The organism is Bradyrhizobium brasilense, assembly GCF_029714345.1.
GTDB classification, from domain to species: domain Bacteria; phylum Pseudomonadota; class Alphaproteobacteria; order Rhizobiales; family Xanthobacteraceae; genus Bradyrhizobium; species Bradyrhizobium australafricanum.
The window spans coordinates 6206859-6233856 of record NZ_CP121669.1; the positions used below are offsets into that span (position 1 = coordinate 6206859).

Genomic DNA, 26998 nt, shown 5'->3' on the forward strand with positions numbered 1-26998 from the left:
ATCCCGGTTCGCGTGAAGAAAACGCCCCAAAGCCAGAATCGAGAGCCCCGTCCCGATTCAATCGGAACGCGGCTCCGGTATCTTCCGGTAACCATGTGAGCCAGGAGTGCGTTCTTCCGGGCGTGGCATGGACGCTGTAGAGAGCGCTATCCACCGCTCAGCCACCGGGAGCAACCAGATGAAGACCCTCCTCCGGCCACGGACAGCCGTCGCCGCTCTCCTCCTCGCGCTCGCGTCTTCATCGGCAATGGCGGCTGCCAGCGAAGCGCAGCAGGAAGCCAACCGCAAGGCCGTGCTGGCGTTCTACGAGAAGGGGCTGAACCAGAAGGACGCCGACGCGGCGCTCGCCTATGTCGGCAACCGCTATGTGCAGCACAATCCCGGCGCGGCCGACGGCCCGGAAGGCTTCCGCAAGTTCATCGGCTTCCTGCGCGAGAAGTTTCCGAACTCGCACAGCGAGATCAAGCGCTCATTCGTCGACGGCGACTACGTGATCCTGCACGTCCACGCCGTGCGCGAGCCCGGCACCCGCGGCAATGCGATTGTCGACATCTTCAAGCTCGAGGACGGCAAGATCGTCGAGCACTGGGACGTGGCGCAGCCCGTTCCGGAGAATCCCGCCAACAACAACACGATGTTCTGAGGCATCGTGATGGCTTGTGCTCGGCCGCTGGCATGATCAGGCTGGCGAGCGCGCCGGGACGCCGGCTATTGCTTGACCGCGATCCAGATCACGTGGCGGACACCGCGGCCCCGGCCGGTGGCGCGGACGGCAATTTCGTTGACCGCGAACCCGGCCCGGGTCAGCGATTTCGGGAACCTGGCATTCGGACCGGACGACCAGACGGCGAGCACGCCGCCGCGCCGCAGGGCAGTGTGTGCGATCTTGAGCCCGGAGACATCATACAGCGCGTCATTGGCCTTGCGGGTGAGACCTTCAGGCCCGTTATCGACGTCGAGCAGGATGGCATCGAAGCTGAGCGGTTGGCGTTCGATCACGCTGGCAACATCCTCCTCCCGGATGCTCACGCGCGGATCGTTCAGGCTGTCGCCGAAGATCTCCGCCATCGGGCCTCGCGCCCAGGCAACGACCGCCGGCACCAGTTCGGCCACCACGATTCTCGCCTCGGGCCCGAGTACGGCGAGTGCGGCCCGCAGCGTAAAGCCCATGCCAAGGCCGCCGATCAGAAAATGCGGCCGTGCGACGGTCTCGATCTTCTTCGCGGCAAGCGTCGCCAACGCCTCTTCCGAGCCCGACAGGCGGCTGTTCATCAGCTCGTTGGTGCCGAGCATGATCGAGAATTCGCGGCCTCGCCGCATCAGACGCAATTCACCCACGGTTCCGGGAATGCGCGCGGTATCGATCTTTTCCCATGGAATCATGCGGCGGTTTCTAGCATGGGCGTCAGGGCAGGCGAAGCTAGCGCCCAGAGAATGCGAAATAGTGACTCACGAATGGCGCAACAAACTCAGTGTCGTCCCTGCGAAAGCAGGGACCCATAATCACCGAAGGAGATAGTTGCGCAACGCTGGGGCCACAGCCCTCTTCAACGACTCAACCCTGTGGTTATGGGTCCCGGCTTTCGCCGGGACGACGGCGGGGAAAGAAACTTGCACTCAACCACATCAACGTCGTCCCCAGCGCCGAGCCTAGCCACCTGTCCAGACGTCGAGCACGTAGCGGTTCCTGGTGCCCATTTCCTCGATCCAGCGCGCGGCGGCGTCAGTGTCGACACCGGTGCGCTCGCGATAGATCGACATCAGGGTCGCCTTGACGTCGGGCTCCATCCTGCCGCCGTCGCCGCAGACATAGACGATCGCACCCTTCTGGATCAGCTCCCAGACCTGGTCCTTGTGCGCGGCGACGAGGTGCTGCACATAGGTCTTCGGGCCATCGGCACGTGAGAAGGCGGTGTGGAGTTCACTGACGCCGTCCGCTGCGAACGCCTTCAGCTCATCCGCATAGATGAAGTCCTGCGCGGGGTGCCGGCAGCCGAAGAACAGCATCGCCGGCCCCAGCGTCGCGCCCTGCGCCCTGCGCGCGGCACGCTCCTGCAGGAAGCCGCGGAACGGTGCGAGCCCGGTGCCCGGCCCGATCATGATGATCGGCACGGCGTTGTCGTCCGGCAGGCGGAAGCCGGCCTTGGTCTCCTTGATGGTGGCGTGGACGGTGTCGCCGGCGCGGCGGCGCGCCAGGTAGTTCGAGCAGACGCCCTTGTAGATGCCGCGGCCGGAACTTGCCGGCGCCTCCACCACGCCCACGGTGACGCTGCAGCGCTGCGCCTCGCCGGCCGGAGACGACGAGATCGAATAATAGCGCGGCGCCAGCAGTGACAGCATTTCGAGATAGAGGTGGAACGGCAGCTCGCAGGCCGGATATTCCTCGAGCAGGTCAAACACCGATTTGCGCTTGGCCAGCACCTCGGCGCGATAGCGCGCGGCCGAGGCATCGTCGTCGCCGACATAGGCCATCAGCTTCGGTTTGGTCACCGGGCAGCGGGTGTGCTCGGCCATGATCTGGATCTGCTTGCGGGTCGCCACCTGCTGCAGCTCGACGAACTCGGTGAGCAGCCGCCCGACCGACACGGCATTGCCGACCGGCAATTGCGCGCGGCGGCCTTCCGAGACCTGCAGACGGATCTGGTCGGCCGGCAGGAAGCCGAAGCGGCGCGCAACGGAATCGACCAATGTCGGATCGTTGCGCGGCACCACGCTGAGATGATCGCCGACGCGGTATTTCAGGCTGGCCGGCAGCTCGACCTCGATATGCCGGGTCGAGCGCTCCGACGGTTGGGCGCCTACCTTGGTCTGCAGCTCGCTGTTGGCGAGCACCTTCATCGGCACCGCGCCGCCTTGCGTCACAATGGTATTGACCGCACCCTGCGCCACCGGCTCGATCGCGTAGAGCGGTTCGTCCTCGGCAGTGCGGGTGAAATTCCAGTCGATGCCGAATTCCTTGGTCGCGACCTTGGCCGCCTCCGGGAACCATTTCTGGAACTGGCCGTCGAGATCGCTGCGCGCATCGCCCTCGCCGCGCGGATAGACGGCGCGCGCGCCATGCTTGGTGAGCTGCTCGTCGATGAAGCGCGGCACCGACTGGTAGGTCGCCGCCCAATCGCTGTTGCCGCAACCGAACACCGCGTAGCGGACCTTGGCGAAGGCGTCCTTCGGCAGGTCGCTCTCAAGCCATTTGACGAACTGCGTGGCGTTGTCGGGCGCCGCGCCATTATAGGAGGCGCAGATGATCAGCACGCCGCCCTCCTCCGGCAGCTTGCCGACATAATCGTCCAGCGGACCCAGCCGCGTGGCGAAGCCGTTGATCTCGGACAGATCCGCCATGCGGGTCGCCAGCTCCTCGGCGGAGCCGAGATTGGAGCCGTAGAGCACCAGCATCGGCGTGTTGTGGCCGGGACGCGTGGTCGGCGCGCGCGGTGCCTTCGGCGCGGCCGCAACCGCGCCCGTGCTGCCGGCGAACGCGCCGCGGTCCTTGTCGTCGCGCGGCCGCACCTTGATCCTGAAGCCATCCGGCTTGACGGTCAGCGTCTCCTTCAGATGCATCTGATAGCGATGCACGTCGATCAGCTTGAAGCGTTGCAGGATCATCCCGATCGCCAGCGCCGCCTCGTGCATGGCAAAGCCGCGGCCGATGCAGGCGCGCTGGCCGTTGCCGAACGGCTTCCAGGCATTGATCGGCCGCTTGGCCTCCGCCTCGCGGCTGAAATTCTCGGGATCGAACACGTCGGGGTTCGGACCCCAGACGCTGGGATCGCGATGCAGCGCCATCACCAGGATGGTGATGAAGGTGTTCTTCTTCAGCTTGTACTTGCCGCCGATCGTCTCATCGGCCAAAGGCGCGATGCCGTAGGCCGGCGCCGGCGGCCACAGCCGCAGCGCCTCCTTCAGGCATTGCGTGATGTAGGTGAGCTGCGTCACCTGCTGATAGGTCGGCCGCGCGTTGACGTCGGGACCGAGGACGCGATCGACCTCCTCATAGGCCTTCTTCAACACCTCCGGGTGCTTCAGCAGCGCGTAGATCGTGCACGACAACAGGCCGCTGGTGGTCTCGTGGCCGGCGATCAGGAAGGTGTTGATCTGGTAGCGGATGTTGACGTCGTCGAGCTGTTCGCCGGTGGCGCGGTCGACGCCGGTCATCATCGCCGCCAGCATGTCCTTCTTGTCGTCGGTCGCGGCCGTGTTGCCGCGCCGCTCGGCGATGATCTCGTCGACCATCTTGTTCATAAAGGCGACGTCGTCGGCCAGCGTCTTGCGCCGCTTCTGCATCCACAGACCCTCGAGCGGCAGGCCGCGGGTCATCATGATGGTTTCGAGCGAGCGCACCAGCGATTCCACGAACGGGTGGTAGTCGCGGCGGTAGAACGAATTGAAGCGGTAGTCGAAGCCGCAGAGGCCGATGGTGTCGAGGGTGAGCGCCGTCATGTCGTGGACGACCTCGATCTCCTCGTCGGCGTTGAGGCGCTCCCATTTCTTGACCAACTGCTCGGCGATGTCGACCATGCTCGGGTGGTACGACTGCATGGCGCGGTTGCCGAACGGCTGCATCAGGATGTTGTGCGCCTTGCTCCAGTTCGGCTCCCTGGTGTCGGCGGTGAACAGGCCGTCGCCGCCGACCGCGCGCACCCGGCGCAGCGAGCCGCGCACCGCCTTGTCGAAACGCTTCTCGTCGGAGAGCTCGTCGACCAGATCGTGACCGGACACGATCACGAGCGGCGCGCCCATCATGTCGAGCCAGAAGATCGGTCCGAGCTCCTTGGAGAGCTTCACGAGATGCTGCACCGGCGCGGTCGAGTCCAGCGACAGCATATTGCCGACCACCGGCTTCGTCGGCGGATGTGGAATCGGACTCAGTCTGTTGCCGGACGCCATTTTCGAAGTGCCCCCTCGCTACGCGTCGTCATCCTGAGGAGCGCGCAACGCGCGCGTCTCGAAGGATGGCCGCTTGCTCCAGTCCCTCTCATCCTTCGAGGCGCGCCGAAGCTGGCGCGCACCTCAGGATGACGGCTACCCAAACCGCTTTCTGCGCCATTCGATCAGCTTCGCGCTGACTTCGTCAGGCTTTTCCTGCTGCGTCCAATGGCCGCTGTCCTTGACCAGATACTTCTCGAGGTCCGGCACCAGCCGCTCCATGCCGTCGGCGGCCGAGGGCGGCAGCACCGCGTCGTTCTCGGCCATGATCATCAGCGACGGCACCCGGACGTGATGGTCCAGCCCGGCCGAGCGCTCCCAGTTGCGGGTGAAATTGCGATACCAGTTGATGCCGCCGGTGAAGCCGGTCCTGGTGAAAGTGTCGACGAACACCTTTTTCTCGTCCACGGACAGGATCGGCGTGCGCGGATCGTGCTTGGCGTCGTAATTCGCGATCATCTGCGGAAACGCCAGATTGAGCCGCGCCGAGGCGCCGACGCCGGCGATCGGCTGTTCGGGTGGCGCGTCCGCCGGACGCGGCGCCGGCTTGCGCATGAAGGCGTCGAAGGTCTGCTCGACGCGGCTGCCGAAGATGCGGTCGGGCTCGCGCCCCGGATCCTGGAACTGGACGATGTACATGTGATCGCCGAAGCGTTGGCGGAACAGCGCGATCGGGTCCATCGGCGCACGGTCCCAATGCGGCGTGTTGACGCCGACGACGCCGGCGACCCGCGCAGGATGCCTGAGCGGCATCTGCCAGACGACAAAGCCGCCCCAGTCGTGACCGACGAAGATCGCCTTGTCGATCTTGAGATGGTCGAGCAGGCCGACGAGGTCGCCGGTCAGGTGCTCCATGTCGTAGGCCTCGACCGGCTCCGGCCGGTCGGTCGCGCCATAGCCGCGCTGATCCGGCGCAATCACCCGGATGCCGGCCTCGCCCAGCGCCTTGATCTGGTGGCGCCAGGAGAATGCCAGTTCAGGCCAGCCGTGGCACAGCACCACCGGCGGCGTGTCGGTCTTGGGGCCTGCTTCATAAAACCCCATGCGGATGCCGTTCGTCTCGGCGAACTGCAGCGGTGGCATTTCAATCATCGACAGGGATCCTTATTCGGCTGCGCCCTTGATGTCCGCAGGCGGGGGAGCGAACGCCGCCTCGAGTACATCGAACTCGAGCGGCAGCATGTCGCACATCACCTGCACGTGGGGAATGATGTTGGCGCCCACGATGAAGCCGAAATCGAGCTGATCGCGGTAGCTCTGCACGGTGATGTTGAGCGCCACGCCGTGGGTCGAGATCGAAACCGGGAAGATGTGCAGCAGCTCGGCACCCGCCGCATACAGCGTCTGCCGCGGCCCCGGCACATTCGAGACCGTGATGTTGGTGGCCGGCGGCAGCACGTTGGAAAGGTCGGAGCGGCTGTAGAGCAGCGCCAGGATCTGCACCAGGATCGGCGCGCCGAGCAGCGAGATGTTGGTGACCTGCGGCACCAGAGCGCGCAGCGGATGCGACATCTCCTTGGACTTGGTGGACTGCGCGATGATGGTTTCGAGCCGCTTCCTTGGATCCTCGATGTCGGTCGCGATCGAGCAGATCATGCCGAACACCTGGTTGTTGGATTCGGCATTGCCCTCCTCGCGCAGCGAGATCGGAACGCCTGCCGTCAGCGACTTGTTCGGCAGCGCGCCCTGGCTGATCAGATAGCGCCGCACCACGCCGGAGGCGAGCGCCAGCACGACGTCGTTGAGCTTGCCGCCGGACGCCTTCGCCAGTGCCTTGGCACGCGACAGCGAGATCGAGGTGCCGGCAAAGCTGCGTTCGGACGAGATCGCCTTGTTGAGGATGGTCGGCGGCGAGGACATCGCCTGCAGGCTCTCGCGCGATCTCGGATCGGCGACCTTGGCGACGACGTCGGACAGGCTCTTCATGACCGTCGGCATGGAGCCGGCGAACTTCACCGCGCTCTCGATCTGGAACATGGCGTTGTCGAACAGGATCGAGCCGAGGTCGCTCTTGCCGGAACGCGGCAGCTCCAGGCTCTTCTGCGCGGCGGCGGCCGCCTCGAACGGCTGGGTCCAGAGTTGCTGATAGGCATCGATCAGATTGGCCGCGATGTCGCGCGGTTCCTGCGCGACCTTCTTCGCGCTCGGCGGCTCGATCTCGCGCGGCACCGGCGTCAGGTCGTAGATCATGCTGGTCAGCGCCGCACCGGCGCCGCCGTCGATGCAGGCATGGTGCATCTTGGAATAGAGCCCGATCTCGTTGTCCCTCATGCCCTCGAAGACATAGAACTCCCAGAGCGGGCGGGCGCGGTTCAACAGCTTGGCGTGCATCCAGCCGACGATACGCTCCAGCGTGGCGCGATCGTGCGGCGCCGGCAGGCTGGCGCGGAAGATGTGACGGTCGATGTCGAACTGATCGTCCTCGACCCAGGACGGGTGATCGATGTCGAGCGGCGCCTTCTGCAGGCGTGCCTTGAGGATCGGCGCGATGTGCAGCCGCGAGGCGATCATCGCCTTGAACTCCTCGAAGAAGTCGCCCTTGTAGCCGTCGGGCAGGCGGAAGATCGCCATGCTGCCGACATGCATCGGCATTTCCGGCGTTTCCAGATAGAGAAACGATGCGTCCAGCGAGGACAGCTTCTTGGCGTCGCTCATGGTCTCCTCCCGAGAGCCTACTTACGCGGGCGCCTTGGGCGGCGCTTCTCGTCGTTTGGTCAGGATAGTGCCTGTTCTGCCGGCCCGTAGGCAATGGCAAAGGGGCCCGAGCGGTCAAAATGCCGGAATTCCCCTTCCGGCTGGGCCAGCCGGTCCGCAATCGCCCACAGCGCCGCGGGATTGACGCCGAGGCCGATATGGCTGGCGAAATGCACCTCGATGTTCTCGGCGGTGGCCGACGGCCGCACGCGACAGGTCCGCCAGTTCACGATGCCATCGGTGCGGGAATAGATCGAGGTCGTCGGCACCGGCATGTCGCCGGCGATCGCGGTGCGGATCTCCGGGATGTCGTCCACACCTTCGCCGGACAACAGCTCATAGAGCCGCGTCGCATTGGTGGCGCGGATGTCGTCGGCGAACGGGCTGCCCAGCGTGATGATGGAGCGCACCAGCTCCGGCATCTGCGACGCCAGGTCGCGCGCATAGACGCCGCCGAGGCTCCAGCCGATGATCGAGACCTTGCGCCCGGTCGCCTCATGGACCCGCTTCAGCAGGTCGCGCAGCGCAGCCCGCCTGCTGGAAATCCCGCCGAAATTGCGGCCCATGTTCCAGGCATAGGCATCGTAGCCGAGCTCCTTCAGATAGCGCCGCATCGGCGCCATCGAAAGGTCGCTGGCGAGGAAGCCCGGCAGCGCCAGCACCGGATGACCATCGCCCCTCGGCGCCCGCATCAGGACGGGCGACAGCAGCAGGCTCGAATTGAGTTCGAGCACGCCGCGCGCCTCCGCCAGCATCAGGAACAGGCTTGGCGGGCGCAACCGGCGTTCGGTCCCATCAACGCTCCTGTCCATGTCGGTCACTATTTCTTCTTGCTCGTGCCGCCGAAGCCGGCCATCGCCACGAACATGTCCTGGAAGCGCTCGGCGAGCTTGGGATCGAAGGTGAACCAGCTCTGCATCAGCGATTCCGGCGAAATCTTCTCGATGTTCGACAGCATCTGCTGCTGCAGCTTGTCCATGACGGCGGTTTGCATCGGCGCCACATCCGGCAGGCCGAAGAACTGCCGCGCTTCGAGGGGCGTACAATCTATCTCGACGTTGACCTTCATATCCGCCTCCTCAAATGCGCCTTGGCCCGCCATAGTATCGCCGGGACGGGGCGAGTTGCGCAAGCGAGCCGTACCTGTCCCGGGGGGCAGTCGGCCTCAATCATCCGTTATGGTCAACCAAACCGTTTGGAGCCCTTGCTCCAAACTGGTTGGAGCGGCCGGCACAAGCGAGGCGCGCCGGTGATCATTCCCGTGACCGACAAGCGGCACTCCGAAAGTCGAATGTCACGCCTTCGCGCCAACAGCCTACTCTCCAATCCGGTTCATTGCGCTGCACCCGCGCGGACGGGTTAACCCTTTGGCAAATCGCGCTTGCGCGGCCGGTAAACTCTGGCAACATGGATCAATAATACCAGCCGGACACAGCAGCCGGCGGACAAGAACGGGGACGCGGGATTACATGTCGGTACGTTGGAGTTTGTTTGCGGCCACTGTCGCCGCACTCGTCGCCTTTGCTTTTCCGGCATCGGCCCAGACGCTGAAGTATGCGAACCAGGGCGAGCTGAAGTCGCTGGATCCCTACACGCTGAAGGAAACCACGACGATCGCGCACCACGCCCACGTCTACGAAGGCCTCACCGCGCGCGACAAGGACCTCAAGATCATTCCGGCCCTGGCGGAAAGCTGGGAGACGCTGAGCCCGACCAAATGGCGCTTCCATCTGCGCAAGGGCGTGAAATTCCACAATGGCGATCCCTTCACCGCCGACGACGTGCTGTTCTCGGCCGAGCGCGTCCGCGCCAAGGGCTCCAACTTCCTCAGCAACGTCCCGGCCGACGCCAAGTTCAGCAAGGTCGACGACTACACCGTCGACGTGACGCTGGACTCGCCCAATCCCATCCTGATCTCGCAATGGGATAGCTGGTACATCATGGACAAGAAGTGGTGCGAGGAGAACAACTCGGTTGCACCGACGCCGGCCTCCGCAACCACGCCGAGCTACGCGGCGCTGCACGAGAACGGCACCGGCCCCTTCACGATCGAGAGCCACCAGCCCGGCGTGAAGACCGTGTTCAAGGCGTTTCCAGGCTATTGGCGGAAGCCCGAGCATAATCTCAAGGAGATCATCTTCACCCCGATCGGCTCCGACGCCACCCGCGTTGCCGCACTGCTCTCGGGCGAAGTCGACGTGATCGAACCGGTTCCGCTCCAGGACATCCAGCGCGTCAATTCCAGTGGCGTCGCCACCGTCATGACCGCGCCGGAGATTCGTACCATCTTTATCGGCATGGATACGGCGCGCGACGAACTGTTGTATTCCAACATCAAGGGCAAGAATCCGTTCAAGGACATCCGCGTCCGCGAAGCTTTCTACAAGACGATCGACGTCGATCTGATCAAGACCCGCGTCATGCGCGGCATGTCGACCCCCTCGACGTTGATGATCGCCCCCGAGCTCTATCCGCTGTCGAAGGAATTCACCCGGCCGAAGCTCGATCCTGATGGTGCCAAGAAGCTGCTGGCCGACGCCGGCTATCCGAACGGCTTCGAAGTCACGATGGACTGCCCGAACGACCGCTATGTCAACGACGCCGCGATCTGCCAGGCGGTGGTCGGCATGCTGGCCCGCATCGGCGTCAAGGTGAACCTGCTGGCGCAGCCGAAGGCGCAGTATTTCGCCAAGGTGCTGAAGCCCGGCGGCTACCAGACCTCGTTCTTCATGCTGGGCTGGACGCCCGCGACCTCCGACTCGCACAACGTGCTGCACGACATCCTCGGCTGCCGCGACGATCCGAAGGATGCCACAAGGGGCGAGGCCAATCTCGGCGGCTATTGCAACAAGGAAGTCGACGCGCTCACCGACAAGGTCCTGATCGAGGGCGACACTGCCAAGCGCGACCAGTTGATCAAGCAAGCCTACGACATCGTCATCAAGGATTACGGCTACATTCCGCTGCATCAGCAACCGCTGGTGTGGGGCGTGTCGAAAAAGGTCAAATTGACCCAGCGTGCGGACAACCAGGTGCTGCTCTACTGGGCGACCAAGCAGGGTGAATAGTGGCTTTGGCGAATTGGGTCCCGGAAGCGCAGGCTTCCGGGACCTCGCGTTTTCCGGCCGCGCAAGGCCGCGCGCCGAATGTCAAAGGCAGTGAAAGGTAGAGATGCTGGCTTTCACTCTTCGCCGCTTCCTGCAGGCGATCGGCGTGATGCTCGCCGTGGGCGTGATCGCGTTCGCGATGTTCCGCTTCGCCGGCGACCCGGTGAACCAGATCGTCTCGATCGACACCTCGGCCGCGCAGCGCGCTGAAATCCGGCACTCGCTCGGCCTTGACGATCCCGTGCTGGTGCAGTTCGGCCGCTACTTCATCAATGCGCTGCAGTTCAAGTTCGGCGTCTCCTACCAGTTCCGCCTGCCGGTCTCCTCGCTGCTGGCGGAGCGGCTGCCGGCGACGCTGGAGCTTTCGATCTGCGCCACGCTGTTCGCGATGGTGGCCGGAATCCTGATGGGGGTCTATTCGGCGCTGCGCCGCGACACCGTGCTTGCCAAATTATTCCAGGCGGTATCGCTGATCGGCATTTCGCTGCCGACCTTCCTGATCGGCATCCTCCTGATCTATCTGTTCGCGGTGACCTTGGGCTGGCTGCCCTCCTTCGGCCGCGGCGAGGTGGTGAAGCTCGGCTGGTGGACCACCGGACTGCTGACCGTCTCGGGCCTGAAGGCGCTGATCATGCCGGCGATCACGCTCGGGCTGTTCCAGATGACCCTGATCATGCGGCTGGTGCGTGCCGAAATGCTGGAAGTGCTGCGGACCGACTATATCCGCTTCGCCCGCGCCCGCGGACTGACCACGCGCGCGATCCATTTCGGCCATGCGCTGAAGAACACCCTGGTTCCGGTCATCACGGTGGCCGGCCTGCAATTTGGCTCGGTTATTGCTTTCTCGATCATCACCGAAACCGTGTTCCAATGGCCGGGTATGGGACTTCTCTTCGTGCAGGCCGTGCAAAATGTCGATATCCCGATCATGGCCGCGTATCTGTTGATGGACTCGCTGATCTTCGTCACCATCAATCTCGTGGTCGACATCCTCTACACCGTGGTCGATCCGCGCTTGCGCTCGACCGTCGGCCGCGCGGCGTGAGGGGCTGACCGATGTCCGATGCCGTCGTCCCCCACCGTTCCCAGGACCACCAGGCCCCTGCCGGCTGGTTCAGGCGCGCGCTCGACAGCGACATCTTCTATTCGTTCCGTCGCTCCAGGCTGACGATGGTCGCCGCCGTGATCACCTTGCTGTTCTTTCTGCTCGCAATCTTCGCGTCGTGGCTCGCGGTGCAGAACCCGTTCGATCCGGCGCAACTGCAGCTGATCAACTCGCGGATCGCGCCGCTGTGGACCACCGACGGCCAAAGCCCGTTCCTGCTCGGCACCGACGAGCAGGGCCGTGACGTGCTCTCGGCGATCCTCTACGGCCTGCGCATCTCGCTTGCGGTCGGCCTGGCCGGCGTGGTCTTCGCCGGCGCGCTCGGCATCGCCCTCGGGCTGATCGCAGGCTATTTCGGCGGCGTGGTCGACACCGTGATCATGCGGATCGCCGACGTGCAGCTCACCTTCCCCGCGATCCTGATCGCACTGCTGGTCAACGGCGTCGCCAAATCGCTGCTCGGCAACCGGCTCGACGAGATGAGCACGCTCGGCGTCCTCATCATCGCGATCGGTCTCAGTTTCTGGGTGCAATATGCCCGCACCGTGCGCGGTTCGGTGATGGTCGAGAAGAACAAGGATTACGTGGCCGCGGCGCAGCTGATCGGCCTGCCGGCGCCGAAGATCATGCTGCGGCACGTGCTGCCCAACACGATGGGCCCGATCCTCGTCATCGCCACCATCAACCTCGCGCTCGCGATCATCACCGAGGCGACGCTGTCGTTCCTTGGCGCCGGCATGCCCGACACCATGCCCTCGCTCGGCACCCTGATCCGGATCGGCAACAACTATCTGTTCGCCGGCGAATGGTGGATCGTCGCCTTCCCCGGCATTGCGCTGGCCGGCCTGATTCTCTCCATCAACCTGCTCGGCGACTGGCTGCGCGACGCCCTCAATCCGAAGCTCCGATGACCAAGCCTGTTCTTTCCGTGCGCAATCTCGAGGTGGAATTCGTCACCCGCCGTGCGACATTGCGCGCCATCAACGGCGTGTCGTTCGACATCGCCAAGGGCGAGGTGCTCGGCGTGGTCGGCGAGTCCGGCGCCGGCAAATCGGTCACCGGCCTTGCCGTGATCGGACTGATCGATCCGCCCGGCCGCATTTCCGGCGGCGAGATCGAACTCTCGGGCTCGCGGATCGACCATCTTCCGCCGGAAGAGATCCGCCGCATCAGGGGCAAGCGGATCGGCATGATCTTCCAGGATCCGCTGACCAGCCTCAATCCGCTCTACCGGATTGGCGACCAGATCATCGAGACCATTCGCACCCACAGCAATCTGAGCGAGAGCGCCGCGCGCAGGCGCGCCATCGATCTGTTGGCCGAGGTCGGCATTCCCGCGCCGGAAAAGCGCATCGACGGCTACCCGCACGAATTCTCCGGCGGCATGCGCCAGCGCGTCGTGATCGCGCTTGCGATCTGCGCCGAGCCCGAACTGATCATCGCCGACGAGCCGACCACCGCGCTCGACGTCTCCGTGCAGGCGCAGATCATCGCGCTGATCAAGCGGCTCGGCCGCGACCACGGCACCGCCGTGATGCTGGTGACCCACGACATGGGCGTGATCGCCGAGACCTGCGACCGCGTGGCGGTGATGTACTCCGGCCGCATCGCCGAGATCGGCCCGGTACAGGAGGTGGTGCGCAACCCGCTGCATCCCTACGCCAAGGGCCTGATGGGCGCGATCCCGACGCTTGCCGGCGAGGACAAGCGCCTGGTGCAAATTCCCGGCTCGATGCCGCGGCTGTCGGCGATTCCGCCGGGCTGCCCGTTCAATCCGCGCTGCGCGTTTGCCTTCGATCGTTGCCACGTCGAACGCCCCGAGCCGATCCGGCAGGGCACGCAGTTCGTTGCCTGTCATCTGTTTGAGCCGGCGAAGGAGACGGCGGCATGAGCGGAACATTGATCGAGGTCAGGAACCTGCGCCGCGTCTTCGACGTCTCCAAGCCGTGGCTCAACCGCGTGATCGAGGGCGGCCATCTCGAATTCCTGAAAGCTGTCGACGGCGTCTCCTTCGACATCAAGCGCGGCGAGACCTTCGCGCTGGTCGGCGAATCCGGCTCCGGCAAGACCACCGTCGCCCGCATGGTGGTCGGCCTGCTGCCGCCGAGTTCGGGCGAGGTCGTCATCGACGGGGTCTCGATGACCGATCCGCGGCAGGGCCAGGCGCGCCGCCGCTTGCGCCGCCGCATCCAGATGGTTTTCCAGGATCCCTATGCCAGCCTCAATCCGCGCTACCGGGTCGCCGCCATCGTCGCCGAACCGATCCGCGCCTTCGACCTGATCCAGGGCGAGCGCGACATCAAGGCCCGGGTCGGCGAATTGCTCTCGCTGGTCGGCCTGCACCCCGACGACGGCCAGAAATTCCCGCACGAATTTTCCGGCGGCCAGCGCCAGCGCATCGCGATCGCCCGGGCGCTGGCGTCCGAGGCCGAGTTCATCGTCTGCGACGAGCCGACCTCGGCGCTCGACGTTTCCGTGCAGGCGCAGATCCTCAATCTGATGCGCGACCTGCAGGACAAGTTCGGCCTCACCTATCTCTTCATCAGCCACAATCTCGCAGTGGTCCGCCACATGGCGAGCCGGATCGGCGTGATGTATCTCGGCCGCATCGTCGAGATCGCCGAGGGTCGGGAATTGTTCGAGAACCCGCGGATGCCCTACACGAAGATGCTGCTCGGCGCGGTTCCGGACCTTGCGATGTCCGGTCGCCAGCGCATCCCGGTAAAGGGCGAGATTCCGAATCCGATCGATCCGCCGCGGGGCTGCTCCTTCAACCCACGCTGTCCCCTCGCCTTCGATCTCTGCCGCCAGAAGACGCCGGAACTGATCGACGGCGTCGCCTGCCATGCCGTCAACAGTCCCGCCGCCGTTCCGGCATGATCACGCGGATGGGAGCGGCCATGTGCACCAAGCGGTTGGCATACCAGCTGGCCTGTGATCAAGTGCGCCCGCCGAGAAGGCCCAACAACAAACCGACGAACGGTCAATCGCCATGAGCAACATCAACCCCGATCCGTTCACAACCCGGCCCGAGATCGAAGGCACCTTCGGCGTCGTCACCTCGACGCACTGGATCGCCACCGCTGTCGGCATGGCAACGCTGGAGAAAGGCGGCAACGCCTTCGACGCTGGAGTGGCCACCGCCTTCACGCTGCAGGTGGTCGAGCCGCATCTGAACGGCCCCGGCGGCGACGTGCCGATCATCGTGCACGACGTCGAGCGCGGCAAAAGCGAGGTGATCTGCGGCCAGGGCCCGGCGCCGGCGAAGGCAACCATCGCGCATTATCGCAGCGAGGGTCTCGAGATGGTGCCCGGCACCGGCCTGCTTGCGGCCTGCGTGCCCGGCACATTCGAATCCTGGATGCTGCTGCTGCGCGACTACGGCACCATGAAGCTGCGCGACGTGCTGGAGCCCGCGATCGCCTACGCACGCGACGGCTATCCGCTGGTCGAGCGTGCATCGGCCACCATCAAGACCGTCGAGCAGCTGTTCCGGAAATACTGGACCACATCGGCCGACGTCTATTTGCCTAGTGGCGAGGTGCCGAAGCCCGGCACCATCTTCACCAACAGGAAGCTCGCGGAGACCTACGCACGCATCCTGACCGAGGCGGAGAGCGCCGGCGGCGATCGCGTCGCGCAGATCGAGCGCGCGCGGCAGGCCTGGTCGAAGGGTTTCGTCGCCGAGGCGATCGACAAGTTCTGCCGCACCCAGGAGGTGATGGACGTCTCCGGCTCGCCACACCGCGGCGTGCTGTCGGCCGACGACATGGCGCGCTGGCAACCGACCATCGAGGCGCCGCTCACCTACGACTACGGCCGTTACACCGTGCAGAAGCCCGGGGTCTGGAGCCAGGGTCCGGTGATGCTGCAGCAGCTTGCGCTGCTGAAGGGTTTCGAGCTCGACGGGCTCGATCCCGCAGGCCCCGACTTCATCCATTTGCAGATCGAAGCCGCCAAGCTCGCCTATGCCGATCGCGAGACGTTCTACGGCGATCCGAAATTCACCGAGATCCCGATCGAAACGCTGCTGTCCGATGCCTATAACAACGAACGGCGCAAGCTGATCTCGAAAGACAAGGCTTCGCTCGACTTCCGCCCCGGCTCGGTCGAGGGCTTCGGCGGCGTTGTGAAGTTGCGACACGCCGAAGGGCATCGTGAAGCGGTCGGCGCCATGGGCGCGGGCGAGCCGACTGTCGGCCGGTTCGGCGAAGTGCGCGGCGACACCGTGCATTTCGACATCATCGACAAGGCCGGCAACATGATCTCGGCGACGCCGTCCGGCGGCTGGCTGCAGTCCTCGCCGGTGATTCCCGAGATCGGTTTCTGCCTCGGCAGCCGCGCCCAGATGTTCTGGCTCGAAGAGAACCACCCTGCCTCGCTCGCGCCGGGCAAGCGGCCGCGCACCACACTCTCGCCGACCATGGCGCTGCGCGACGGCGAGCCGTATCTCTCGTGGGGCTCGCCGGGCGGCGATCAGCAGGACCAGTGGATCACGCAGTTCTTCCTGCGTCATGTGCACGCCAGGCTCAATCTGCAGGAGGCGATCGACGCGCCGGCCTGGCACTCCGAGCATTTCCCGATCTCGTTCTGGCCGCGCACCTCGCGGCCCGGCGTCCTGGTGCTGGAAAACCGCGTGCCAAAATCGACCATCGACGAATTGAAACGCCGCGGCCATGTGGTTGAGATTGGTCCCGATTGGTCGGAAGGTCGCCTCACCGCGGCCTCGAAGGTCGGCCCCCGCCGTCGCGCCGCCGCCAATCCGCGCGGCATGCAGGGTTACGCCGCAGGCCGCTAAACACGAAGGTTTGAGATGACCTGGTCGATCATCGCCCGCGACAGCGCCACCGGCCAGCTCGGCATCGCCGTCGCGACGCGGTTCTTCGCGGTCGGCGCGCTGGTGCCGCACATCGCACCCGGGATCGGCGCGGTGGCGACGCAGGCGCTGGTCAATCCCTATTACGGCATCGACGGCCTCGCGCTGCTGCGCGGCGGCAACAGCCCGCATGAGGTGATCGCGGCGCTGATTGCGCCCGACAGCGGCCGCGAGAGCCGGCAGCTCCACGTCATGGACGCCAGGGGCCGCATCGCTGCGCATTCCGGCAAGGACTGCGTTGACTGGTTTGGCCATATCGCGGGCGACGGGTTCTCGATCGCCGGCAACATGCTGGCCGGCCCCGCGGTGCTCGACGAGACCGCGCGCGTCTATGCCGCGAACGAGAAGCTGCCGTTCGCGGAGCGGCTGATCAAGGCGATGTTCGCCGGCGAAGCTGCCGGCGGCGACAAGCGCGGCAAGCAGTCGGCGGCTCTCTTGATTCACGGCGCGGAGGAATGGCCATTGCTCGATCTGCGCGTCGACGACCACGCCGATCCCCTGCGCGAGCTTGAGCGGCTGGAGGCCGTCAGCCGCGAGCACTGGGTGCCGTTCCGGAGCTTCATGCCGACTCGCGAAAACCCGGCCGGAACTAGCGATCGCGCCACCATCGACGCCGGCATCGCAGCGGCAACCACGAGCGGCGAATGACGGCAGGCCCGCTGATCGAGATCGAGGGCCTGCGCGTCACCTTCCAGGGCGATGACGGCCGCACCACGCATGCCGTCGACAGCGTCGATCTTTCCGTCGCCAAGGGCGCCACGCTTGGCCTCGTCGGCGAGTCCGGCTGCGGCAAGAGCGTGACCTCGCTCGCGATCATGGGGCTGTTGCCGAAGCAATCCGCCGCGGTGTCCGGCACGATCCGCTTCGACGGCTTCGACCTGCTCGAGGTGCCGGACGAGACGTTGCGCGACCTGCGCGGCGATCGCCTCGCGATGATCTTCCAGGAGCCGATGACCTCGCTCAATCCGAGCTTTACCATCGGCGACCAGATTACGGAGACGATTCTGCGCCATCGCGGCGGCTCCCGCCGCGCGGCGCGCGAGCGCACCATCGAGCTGCTGCGCCGCGTGCATATTCCCTCGCCCGAGAAACGCGTCGACGAATTTCCGCACAAGCTGTCCGGCGGCATGCGCCAGCGCGTGATGATCGCGATGGCGCTGGCCTGCGATCCGCAGCTTCTGATTGCCGACGAGCCGACCACCGCGCTCGACGTCACCTTGCAGGCCCAGATCCTCGATCTGATGCGGGAGCTGAAGGCCGCAAGCGGCGCCGCGATCATCCTGATCACCCACGATCTCGGCGTCGTCGCCGAAGTCTGCGACGAGGTCGCGGTGATGTATGCCGGCGAAATCGTCGAGCGCGCGCCGGTCGACGAGCTGTTCGCCAATCCGCAGCATCCCTACACGGTCGGCCTGCTCGGCTCGATCCCGCGGCTCGACCGCCGCACCAGCCATCTCGCCACCATCGAGGGCATGGTGCCGAACATGGCGAACCCGCCCGCCGGCTGCCGCTTCGCCGCGCGCTGCCCGTTCGTGGAACTTGCCTGCACCCAATCGGCGCCGCCGCTCGCGATGCTGAGCCCGACCCACGCCTCGCGCTGCCTCCGCGCGCCGCTGGAGCGGCTGGTGTCATGACCGCGCTGCTCGAGGTCGAAGGGCTGGTCAAGCATTTCGTCGCCGAACGCTCGCTGTTCGGCCGGCCGACCGCCCATGTGAAGGCGGTCGACGGCGTCAGCTTCACGGTCGAGGCCGGCAAGACGCTGGCGCTGGTCGGCGAATCCGGCTGCGGCAAATCCACCGTCAGCCGGCTGGTGCTGCGGCTGATCGAGCCGGATGCCGGCCGGATCCGCTTCGAAGGCCGCGACCTCGGCACGCTCAATGCCGAGCAGTTGCGCGCATTCCGCCGCGACGCGCAGCTGATCTTCCAGGACCCCTACGCCTCGCTCAACCCGCGTATGACGGTGAGCCAGATCCTGACCGAGCCGCTGGCACTGCACAATCTCGTGCCGCCGCCAGCCCGCCGCGAGCGGGTCGAGCAGCTGCTGCGTCTGGTCGGGCTCGAGCCGCGCTTCGCGCGCCGCTATCCACACGAATTCTCCGGCGGCCAGCGCCAGCGCATCGCAATTGCCCGCGCGCTCGCGGTCGAGCCGAAGCTGATCATCTGCGACGAGCCGGTGTCGGCGCTCGACGTCTCGATCCGTTCCCAGATCCTGAATTTGCTGCGCGACCTGCAAGATCGCCTGAAGCTCGCCTACATCTTCGTCTCGCACGATCTCGCCGTCGTGAAGCACATCGCCGATCGCGTCGCCGTGATGAATCTCGGCACCATCGTCGAGACCGCGGATGCACAAGCGCTGTTCGCCGCGCCACGCCATCCCTACAGCCGCGCGCTGTTGTCGGCGATCCCGGTGCCGAAGCCGCGTGCGAAGCGCAGCCGCATCGTGCTGGAGGGCGAGCTGCCGAGCGCGCTCGATCCGCCCTCCGGCTGCCGCTTCCATACCCGCTGCCCCTATGTGATCGCGCGCTGCCGCAGCGAAGTGCCGCAGTTGCGCGAAGATGGCACCGGATATGCAACGGCCTGTCACCGGACGGGCGAGCTGCCCAGCGCGGAGGCGATCGTGCCTTCCGATGGCGGGTTCTCGCCGACACTGGAAAAGCTGGTGGCGGCGTTCAATGCGGCGGAAGCCTCGGGGCAGCCCGGGGTTATTTCACAGGGAACAAAGGCGTAGGGAATAAGGGGTTGGCGATGAGATTTTGGCGCTTGGCGGTCCTGATGGCGGCCCTCGTGACATGGTGCGGAACGAGCGCGCGTGCCGAGACGACACTTCGCATCGGGCTCGCCGAGGACCCCGACATCCTCGATCCTTCAATCGGACGCACCTATGTCGGCCGCATCGTGTTTTCGGCCTTCTGCGACAAGCTGTTCGACATTGACGAGAAGCTGAACATCGTTCCGCAACTCGCGCTGTCTTACGAGAACTCGGCCGACGGCAAGGAGATGACGATCAAGCTCCGGCCGGGCGTCAAGTTCCACGACGGTGAGCCGTTCGACGCCGAAGCCGCCAAATTCTCGCTGGAGCGCCATCTGACGCTGCCGACCTCGTTTCGCAAACCGGAATTGGCTGCGCTCGACCACGTCGACGTCGTTGATCCCCTGACCATCAAGCTGGTGCTCAAGACGCCCTACTCGCCGCTGATCGCCCAGTTGACCGACCGCGCCGGCATGATGGTTTCGCCGAAGGCGGTGAAGGAAGCGGGTGACAAATTCGGGCTGCATCCAGTCTGCGCCGGACCCTACAAGTTCGTCGAACGCGTGCAGCAGGACCGCATGGTGTTCGAGAAATTCGGGGATTACTGGAACAAGGACAACGTCTTCATCGATCGCATCGTGTTCCTTCCTATCGTCGATGCCACGGTGCGGCTCGCCAATCTGAAATCCGGCGGGCTCGATCTGATCGAGCGCGTGCTCGCCACCGATATCAAGGACGTCCGAGGTGACAAGCGGCTCGTGCTGTCGACCGCACCTGAACTCGGCTATCTCGGCCTCACCATCAACGTCGGCAACGACAAGAGCAAGGGGCCGCTCAGCCAGTCGGAAAAGGTGCGCCAGGCGCTCGATCTGTCGATTGACCGCGAGGCGCTCAACCAGGTCGTCTTCAACGGCGAGTTCACGCCGGGCAATCAGTGGGTCAGCCCGACACACCCTTACTATCAGAAGGCGTTTCCGGTTCGGGGACGCGACATTGCCAAGGCCAAGGCGCTGCTGAAGGAGGCCGGTGTCACGCTGCCCGTCGCCATCGACTACATGGTCCCCAAAGGCGCCGAGAACGAAGCCGTGGCCCAGGTCGTGCAGTCGATGGCGGCCGAAGCCGGCTTTGACATCAAGATCCGCGTGGTCGAATTTGCGACGACTTTCAAGCAGGCCCAGGCCGGCGAATTTCAGGTGTTTCAGATCAACTGGAGCGGCCGGATTGATCCTGACGGCAATTCCTATGTCTTCCTGCACACCAAGGCGCCGCAGAACGACGGCGGCTATTCCAACGCGGAAGCCGACAAGCTGATGGAAGATGCGCGGCTGATCAACGATCCCGCCCAGCGCAAGGCGATCTACGAGAAGATGACCAAGACCGTGCTCAATGACGAGCCGATCATCTATCTCTATCACCGCACACTCCTGATCGCGCACTCCACCAAGGTCGAGGGTTACCGGCAGATGCCGGACGGATTGGTGCGCGTGGTCGGGCTGAAATTGAGATGATCGCCACAGCGCAGGACACGCGGGGCCGACAATGCTGAACTTCCTCGCCAAGCGGCTGGTTCAGCTGGTCCCGACGCTGTTCTTCGTCTCGCTCCTGATCTTCTCGCTGCAACATTTGCTGCCCGGCGATCCGGCACTCGTCATGGCCGGCGAGGAGCGCGATCCGGCCGTCATCGAACAGATCCGCCAGCAATACCATTTGGATCAACCGATTCCGGTGCAATATGCCTATTGGGTCAAGGGCGTGCTCACGGGCGACCTCGGCGAGTCCCTGCGCAACAAGATGCCGGTGTCGAGCCTGATCGCGCAGAAGCTGCCGGTTACGATGCAGATCGCCGGCATGGCGATCGTGGTCGCCTTCCTGATCGGCATTCCCGCCGGCATCATCTCGGCGGTGAAAATCGGCACGGCGTGGGACTATGGCGCCAATTTGTTCGCGCTGTGGGGTATCTCGACGCCAAATTTCTGGCTCGGCATCATGCTGATCTTCCTGTTCTCCGTCGAACTTGGCTGGCTGCCGGCCTCCGGCTACGTGCCGCTCAGCGAAAACTGGCGCGCGAGCCTCGCCGCATCCGTCATGCCGGCCTTCGTGCTCGGCAATGCGATCGCGGCGATCCTGATGCGGCATACGCGAAGCGCGATGTTGCAGGTGCTGGAGAGCGACTATGTCCGCACCGCGCGGGCGAAGGGCCTGTCCGAACGCACGGTGATCCTCAAGCATGCGATGCGCAACGCGCTGACACCGATCATCACGCTCGGCGCGCTCGAGCTCGGCACGCTGCTGTCGGGTGCGGTGCTCACCGAGCAGATCTTCTCGATCCCGGGCTTCGGCAAGTTGATCGTCGACGCCGTGTTCAACCGCGACTATGCGGTCGTGCAGGGCGTGGTGCTGACCACGGCGACGATCTACATCACGCTCAACCTGATCGCCGACATCGCCTACATCCTCGTCAACCCGCGGCTCAGGGGCTGATCGGATGACCGACGCTGCACTCAGCCCCCTCGCTCCGCTTGCCGCCGCCGAAACGCTCGAGAGCCCGGCGCGGCGCGCCTGGCGGCGGCTGATCCGGCGCAAGGGTGCCGTGCTCGGGCTCACCGTGATCGCGCTCTTCATCCTGCTCGCCGTGTTCGCGCCGCTGATCGTGCCCTATGATCCGGTCGCGGCGAGCTGGTCGCTGGTACGCAAGGCGCCGTCGGCGCAGCACTGGTTCGGCACCGACGAACTCGGCCGCGACGTGTTCGCCCGCGTCGTGTTCGGCGCCCGCGCCTCGCTGCTTGCCGGCGTCATCTCGGTCGGCATCGCGCTTGCGATCGGCGTGCCGCTCGGCCTCGTCGCCGGCTATCGCGGCGGTTTCATCGACGCGTTGATCAGCCGCATCACCGATGCGATGCTGGCCTGCCCGTTCCTGATCCTGGCGATCGCGCTCGCAGCGTTCCTCGGCCCGAGTCTTAGCAATGCCATGATCGCGATCGGCGTCTCGGCGACCCCGATCTTCATCCGCCTGACCCGCGGCCAGGTGATGAGCGTCAAGGCCGAGGATTATGTCGAGGCGGCGCGCGCCATGGGCAACCCGCGCTGGCGCATCGCGCTGGTCCACATCCTGCCCAACATCCTGCCGGCGCTGCTGGTGCAGGCGACGCTGTCGATCGCGGCCGCGATCATCGCCGAGGCCGCGCTGTCGTTCCTCGGCCTCGGCCAGCAGCCGCCGGCGCCGTCCTGGGGCAGCATGCTCAACGCCGCGCAACGCTTCCTGACCAGCGCGCCCTGGATGGCGGTCTGGCCGGGGCTTGCGATCTTCCTGGTCGTGTTGTCGTTCAATCTGGTCGGCGACGGCCTGCGCGACGCGCTCGACCCGAAGGCGCGGTGACTGCAAACTGAGCGCGCCCATCCCTCCCCGTCATGCTGAGGTGCGAGCGGAGCGAGCCTCGAAGGATGCACGGCCACCGACCGGGCCCTTCATCCTTCGAGACGCGCTGCGCGCTCCTCAGGATGACGGGACTAGCTGTGTACGCGCCTTGGGCTGTTCAACCTAAAGCACCACCTCGCGCAGCACGCGCCGGCAATCCATCTCGTATTCGAGATCGACCACCGGCGGGCGGCAGAAGTGCCAGGTCAGGCCGGAGCGGGTGGCGCCGCGGCGGACCAGCTCGTCGACGAGCACGGGATGGATGTCGTGCACGGTGTAGGCCTGCACCGCCGTCGTCTCCTGCCAGCCGAAGCTGAACTCCGCCAGACGGCGTTCCATCTCGCTCGCGGTGAAGCGGACCTTCTCCCGCCACGCGCCGGGACTGAGATCGCGATAGCAGACGATGCGGTCGGGATAGCTGGCGGTGCCGCCGCGGGCCTCGGCGCCGCCGGCGATCACGAAGGACGGCGACGTCGTCGTGCTCGGCCGCGTGAACGAGAACGCATGGAACGACGGCTCGGCCGGCGGATCGATCTCGGGACAGACGTTGCTGCGCGCCACCGGATTGATGGTGCCGTCGAACAGGCCCCATTCGGCGAGCGTCTTGACGTAGTGCTGGTTGAAGGCGCGGAAGCCGTCCTCGGTGAAGGCGGCCGGCGAACGCAATTCGCAGGCGCAGAACGCGGTCAGCGGCCGGCCGGCATCGCGGATATAGGCCGCGATCCGCGCAAAACCTTCCGCGAGCGGCAGCAGGCGATCGAAGCGCACCCGCTCGATCTCATAGCCCGCGTTCGCCTGCGCGCCGCTTGAATATTGGAACACGGCCGGAATGAACCGGTAATTGCCCGCCGCAAACTCGCTCGCCATGCCTGTTTCCTCCGGATTTCCTTAAGGCGAGTGCTTTCTGCCCGCCGTTGGCAAAGGCTATCACGAGACAAAGAAAAGGCGGCAGTGGCTTTCGCCAGTGCCGCCTTCCCTGCGAGCATGAGCTTGGAGGGCTCAGGTCGGTTTCAGCGCGCCGCCGCGACGGTCGAGCTCGTAGTCGGCGATCTGCTTGGCGCGATCGGAATGGGCCGCGGCCTGGTGGTCTGTCGCGATCACCGTGTAGACCATCGGCAGCACGAACAGCGTGAACAGCGTGCCGATCGTCATACCGGCCACGACCACAAGCCCGATCGAGAAGCGGCTGGCGGCGCCGGCGCCCGAGGCCGTGAGCAGCGGCAGCAGGCCGGTGACCATCGCCGCCGTCGTCATCAGGATCGGACGCAAGCGGATCCGGGCGGCCATCTCGATCGCCGCGCGGCGGTCCAGTCCCTCGTTGAGCTGCAACTCGTTGGCGAACTCCACCATCAGGATGCCGTGCTTGGTGATCAGTCCGACCAGCGTCAGCAGGCCCACCTGGGTGTAGATGTTCATGGTGGCGACGCCGAAGAACAGCGGGATCAAGGCGCCGACGATCGCCATCGGCACCGAGATCATGATCACGAACGGATCGCGCAGGCTCTCGAACTGCGCCGCCAGCACCAGGAAGATGATGATGATGGCGAACGCGAAGGTGACCAGCAGCTGGTTGCCTTCGTGGACGTATTGCCGGGAGTCGGCCAGGAAGTCGTAGCTGAAGCCGGACGGCAGCTTCTTGGCTTCACCCTGCAGGAACTCCACCGCCTGTCCCATCGAGACGCCGGGCATCGGCACCGCCTGGAAGGTCGACGAGTTGAGCTGGTTGTAGTGGGTCAGCGCGTTGGGATCGACGCCGGTCTCGACCGAAACCACGGTCGACAGCCGCACCAGCTGCCCGGTCGCGGTCGGGACGTAGTAATCGTTGAATGCCTCAGGCGCGAGCCGGCTGGCGCGCGGCACCTGCGGGATCACCTGGTAGGAGCGTCCTTCCAGATTGAAGCGGTTGACATAGTTGCCGCCGAGCAGCGTCGCCAGGGCGCCACCGATCGACTGCATGGTGATGCCGAGGTCGCTCGCCTTCGAGCGATCGACCTTCACCCGGACCACCGGCTGATTGAAGTCGAGATCGCTGTCGGTGACGATGAACAGGCCGCTCTTGCGCGCCGCATCCTTCAGCTTGCTCATCTGGTCGAACACCTGCTGGAATCCGGCCGTCGAAGAGATCACCATCTGCACCGGCAGACCGCCGGGGCCGCCGGGCAGCGGCGGCAGGCTGAACGCGAACGCGCTGATGCCCTCGATTTTGGACAGCTCGGCCTGAACCAGCGGCTGCAGCGCCTGCGCGCTGCGCTTGCGCTCATCCCACGGCTTGAGCAGCATGCCCGCGAAGCCGCCCTGCGGACCGGTGATGCCGTTCAGGATGAACCGCAGGTCGGTCTCGGGAAACTTCTGGAACTCCTTGTCCATCTTGTCGCCGTAGAAATCGATGTAGTCGATGTTGGCGTATTTCGGCGCCTTGGTCACCGCGAACACGATGCCCTGGTCCTCCTGCGGCGCCAGTTCCTTCTGGATGTGCATATAGAGGAAGCCGACCAGACCGAGGATGGTCACGGCGAACAGCGCCGTGATCGGGCGGTAGTCGAGCGAACGGTCGAGCTGACGGCCATAGGCCCGCGTCAACGCGCCGAACACGCGGTTGACCACCCTGGCGAAACGCCCCTCCTCCGCGCTCTTGAGGAACACCGAGCACATCATCGGCGACAGCGTCAGCGCGATCACGCCCGACACGATCACCGAGCCCGCCAGCGTGAAGGCGAATTCGCGGAACAGCGTGCCGGTCACGCCGCCGAGGAAGCCGATCGGCGCGTACACCGCCGCCAGCGTGATCGTCATGGAGATGACGGGACCGACGATCTCGCGGGCACCCTTTAGCGATGCCTGCACCGGTGGCAGGCCCTCCTCGAGATGTCGATGGATGTTCTCCACGACAACGATCGCGTCGTCGACCACGAGGCCGATCGCCAGCACCATCGCCAGCAGCGTCAGCAGGTTGAAGCTGAAGCCGGCGGCCAGCATCAGGATGCAGACGCCGATCAGCGACAGCGGGATGGTGACGACGGGAATGATCACCGACCGCAGCGAGGCCAGGAACAGGAAGATGACGACGACGACGATCAGGACCGCTTCGGTGAGCGTCTTCTCGACCTCATCGATCGACGATTGAATGAACTTGGTGGAATCGTAGGCCACCTTCATCTTCATCGACGGCGGCAGGTTGCGCTCGAGGTCGGGGAACAGCGCGCGCACGCCCTTCACCAGGGTCAGCGGGTTGCCCTGCGGCGTCGCCTTGATGCCGATGAAGATCGCATGCTCGCCGTTGAACGCGACGCTGGCGTCCGTGCTCTGCGCCGCGAGCTCCACCGTCGCGATGTCCTCGATGCGCACAAAGCCGCCGTCCTTCGCCTTCACGATCATCCGCTTGAACTGATCGATGTTCTGAAGGTCGGTATTGGCCGAGACGTTGGAGACGATGAAGAAGCCCTTGGTCTGGCCGGCGGCGGCCTGGAAGTTGTTGGCGGCGATCGCGGCGGCGACGTCGTTTGGCGACACGCCGCGTCCGGCCATGCGGGTCGGATCGAGCCAGACGCGCATCGCGAAGGTCTGGCCGCCGAGGATGTCGGCCGAGGCGACACCATCGACCGTCGAGAGCACCGGCTGCACGACGCGGGTCAGATAGTCGGAGATCGACGATCCGGTCAGCTCCTCGCTGGAGAAGCCGAGATACATCACGGCGATGGTGTCACCGGTCGCCTTGGTCACGACGGGATCGAAGGCTTCCTTCGGGATCAGGTATTTGACCGAGTTGACCTTGGCGAGCACCTCGGTGAGCGCCTGGTTCGGATCGTGATTGAGTTTGACGTAGACCTGAATCGTCGAGGTGCCGAGCACCGAGTTCGACGTCATGTAGTCGACGCCTTCGGCCGACGCGACGGCCTGTTCGATCGGCGTGGTGATGAAGCCGTTGATCAGCTCGGGCGATGCACCGGGATATGACGTGGTGATCGTCACGACGGTGTTCGAAAGATTCGGATACTGCCGGATTGGCAAAACCATCGCCGCGCGCAGGCCGATCAGCAGGATCAGCAGGCTGACGACGACCGACAGCACCGGGCGCTTGATGAAAATATCAGTGAAGGCCATCGCCAACTCGATTCGTGTTCTGCCGGCT

General features: G+C 65.2%; 21 protein-coding genes. 13 read left to right on the plus strand and 8 right to left on the minus strand.

Going from position 1 to position 26998, the window contains the following annotated elements:
* Nucleotides 1-247 precede the first annotated feature (247 nt).
* Nucleotides 248-643, plus strand: coding sequence for a nuclear transport factor 2 family protein (locus QA635_RS29100; protein ID WP_425249208.1), 396 nt, complete (start codon nt 248-250; stop codon nt 641-643).
* Nucleotides 644-708: 65 nt separating this feature from the next.
* Here QA635_RS29100 and QA635_RS29105 read toward each other — a convergent pair whose 3' ends face one another.
* The 6 genes from QA635_RS29105 to QA635_RS29130 form a co-directional block, all read right to left on the minus strand.
* Nucleotides 709-1383 carry a spermidine synthase gene (locus QA635_RS29105; RefSeq protein ID WP_283062955.1) on the minus strand — a complete coding sequence of 225 codons (675 nt, stop codon included), beginning with the start codon at nt 1381-1383 and terminating at the stop codon, nt 709-711.
* A 267-nt stretch (nt 1384-1650) separates the two neighbouring features.
* Nucleotides 1651-4884: a bifunctional cytochrome P450/NADPH--P450 reductase gene (locus QA635_RS29110; protein ID WP_283062956.1), complete on the minus strand. Its 3234-nt coding sequence runs from the start codon at nt 4882-4884 to the stop codon at nt 1651-1653.
* Nucleotides 4885-5019: 135 nt separating this feature from the next.
* The gene (locus QA635_RS29115; protein ID WP_283062957.1) at nt 5020-6015 is read right to left on the minus strand and encodes an alpha/beta fold hydrolase; all 996 of its coding nucleotides are present in this window, start codon (nt 6013-6015) and stop codon (nt 5020-5022) included.
* 12 nt (nt 6016-6027) lie between these two features.
* Nucleotides 6028-7578, minus strand: a complete 1551-nt coding sequence (locus QA635_RS29120; RefSeq protein WP_283062958.1) for a WS/DGAT/MGAT family O-acyltransferase — start codon at nt 7576-7578, stop codon at nt 6028-6030.
* A 59-nt stretch (nt 7579-7637) separates the two neighbouring features.
* Entirely contained in the window at nt 7638-8429 is a 792-nt protein-coding gene (locus tag QA635_RS29125) for an alpha/beta hydrolase (protein ID WP_283062959.1), read from the minus strand.
* An 8-nt stretch (nt 8430-8437) separates the two neighbouring features.
* Nucleotides 8438-8686, minus strand: a complete 249-nt coding sequence (locus QA635_RS29130; RefSeq protein ID WP_146985076.1) for a DUF6489 family protein — start codon at nt 8684-8686, stop codon at nt 8438-8440.
* A 400-nt stretch (nt 8687-9086) separates the two neighbouring features.
* Here QA635_RS29130 and QA635_RS29135 point away from each other — a divergent pair, with 400 nt between their 5' ends.
* The 12 genes from QA635_RS29135 (at nt 9087) to QA635_RS29190 (ending at nt 22830) form a co-directional block, all read left to right on the plus strand.
* Nucleotides 9087-10685 (plus strand): ABC transporter substrate-binding protein, encoded by a 1599-nt coding sequence (locus tag QA635_RS29135; RefSeq protein WP_283062962.1) that lies wholly within the window; start codon nt 9087-9089, stop codon nt 10683-10685.
* 103 nt (nt 10686-10788) lie between these two features.
* On the plus strand, nt 10789-11769 hold the full coding sequence (locus tag QA635_RS29140) for an ABC transporter permease (RefSeq protein WP_283062963.1): 981 nt from the start codon (nt 10789-10791) through the stop codon (nt 11767-11769).
* Nucleotides 11770-11780: 11 nt separating this feature from the next.
* Nucleotides 11781-12740, plus strand: coding sequence for an ABC transporter permease (locus QA635_RS29145; protein ID WP_283062965.1), 960 nt, complete (start codon nt 11781-11783; stop codon nt 12738-12740).
* On the plus strand, nt 12737-13720 hold the full coding sequence (locus tag QA635_RS29150) for an ABC transporter ATP-binding protein (RefSeq protein WP_283062967.1): 984 nt from the start codon (nt 12737-12739) through the stop codon (nt 13718-13720). Before QA635_RS29145 ends, QA635_RS29150 begins: the two co-directional genes overlap by 4 nt.
* Nucleotides 13717-14709, plus strand: a complete 993-nt coding sequence (locus QA635_RS29155) for an ABC transporter ATP-binding protein (protein WP_283062968.1) — start codon at nt 13717-13719, stop codon at nt 14707-14709. The genes QA635_RS29150 and QA635_RS29155 overlap by 4 nt, the downstream gene beginning before the upstream one ends.
* Nucleotides 14710-14821: 112 nt before the next feature.
* Nucleotides 14822-16627: a gamma-glutamyltransferase family protein gene (locus QA635_RS29160; protein ID WP_283062969.1), complete on the plus strand. Its 1806-nt coding sequence runs from the start codon at nt 14822-14824 to the stop codon at nt 16625-16627.
* A 15-nt stretch (nt 16628-16642) separates the two neighbouring features.
* Nucleotides 16643-17353 (plus strand): DUF1028 domain-containing protein, encoded by a 711-nt coding sequence (locus QA635_RS29165; protein WP_283062971.1) that lies wholly within the window; start codon nt 16643-16645, stop codon nt 17351-17353.
* Nucleotides 17350-18339 carry an ABC transporter ATP-binding protein gene (locus tag QA635_RS29170; RefSeq protein WP_283062973.1) on the plus strand — a complete coding sequence of 330 codons (990 nt, stop codon included), beginning with the start codon at nt 17350-17352 and terminating at the stop codon, nt 18337-18339. The genes QA635_RS29165 and QA635_RS29170 overlap by 4 nt, the downstream gene beginning before the upstream one ends.
* Nucleotides 18336-19433: an ABC transporter ATP-binding protein gene (locus QA635_RS29175; RefSeq protein WP_283062974.1), complete on the plus strand. Its 1098-nt coding sequence runs from the start codon at nt 18336-18338 to the stop codon at nt 19431-19433. Before QA635_RS29170 ends, QA635_RS29175 begins: the two co-directional genes overlap by 4 nt.
* A gap of 17 nt (nt 19434-19450) precedes the next feature.
* Nucleotides 19451-20962, plus strand: a complete 1512-nt coding sequence (locus QA635_RS29180) for an ABC transporter substrate-binding protein (protein ID WP_283062975.1) — start codon at nt 19451-19453, stop codon at nt 20960-20962.
* Nucleotides 20963-20993: 31 nt separating this feature from the next.
* Nucleotides 20994-21935, plus strand: a complete 942-nt coding sequence (locus QA635_RS29185) for an ABC transporter permease (protein ID WP_016842919.1) — start codon at nt 20994-20996, stop codon at nt 21933-21935.
* A gap of 4 nt (nt 21936-21939) precedes the next feature.
* The gene (locus tag QA635_RS29190; RefSeq protein ID WP_283062977.1) at nt 21940-22830 is read left to right on the plus strand and encodes an ABC transporter permease; all 891 of its coding nucleotides are present in this window, start codon (nt 21940-21942) and stop codon (nt 22828-22830) included.
* Nucleotides 22831-22992: 162 nt separating this feature from the next.
* On the opposite strand, the gene cnbZ is transcribed toward QA635_RS29190, so the two are convergent.
* Both cnbZ and QA635_RS29200 read right to left on the minus strand, forming a co-directional pair.
* A complete protein-coding gene (gene cnbZ, locus QA635_RS29195) occupies nt 22993-23736 on the minus strand; it encodes a 2-amino-5-chloromuconate deaminase CnbZ (protein ID WP_283062978.1) in 744 nt (247 codons plus the stop codon).
* A 132-nt stretch (nt 23737-23868) separates the two neighbouring features.
* Nucleotides 23869-26970 carry a multidrug efflux RND transporter permease subunit gene (locus QA635_RS29200; RefSeq protein ID WP_283062979.1) on the minus strand — a complete coding sequence of 1034 codons (3102 nt, stop codon included), beginning with the start codon at nt 26968-26970 and terminating at the stop codon, nt 23869-23871.
* Between the last annotated feature and the right edge of the window lie 28 nt (nt 26971-26998).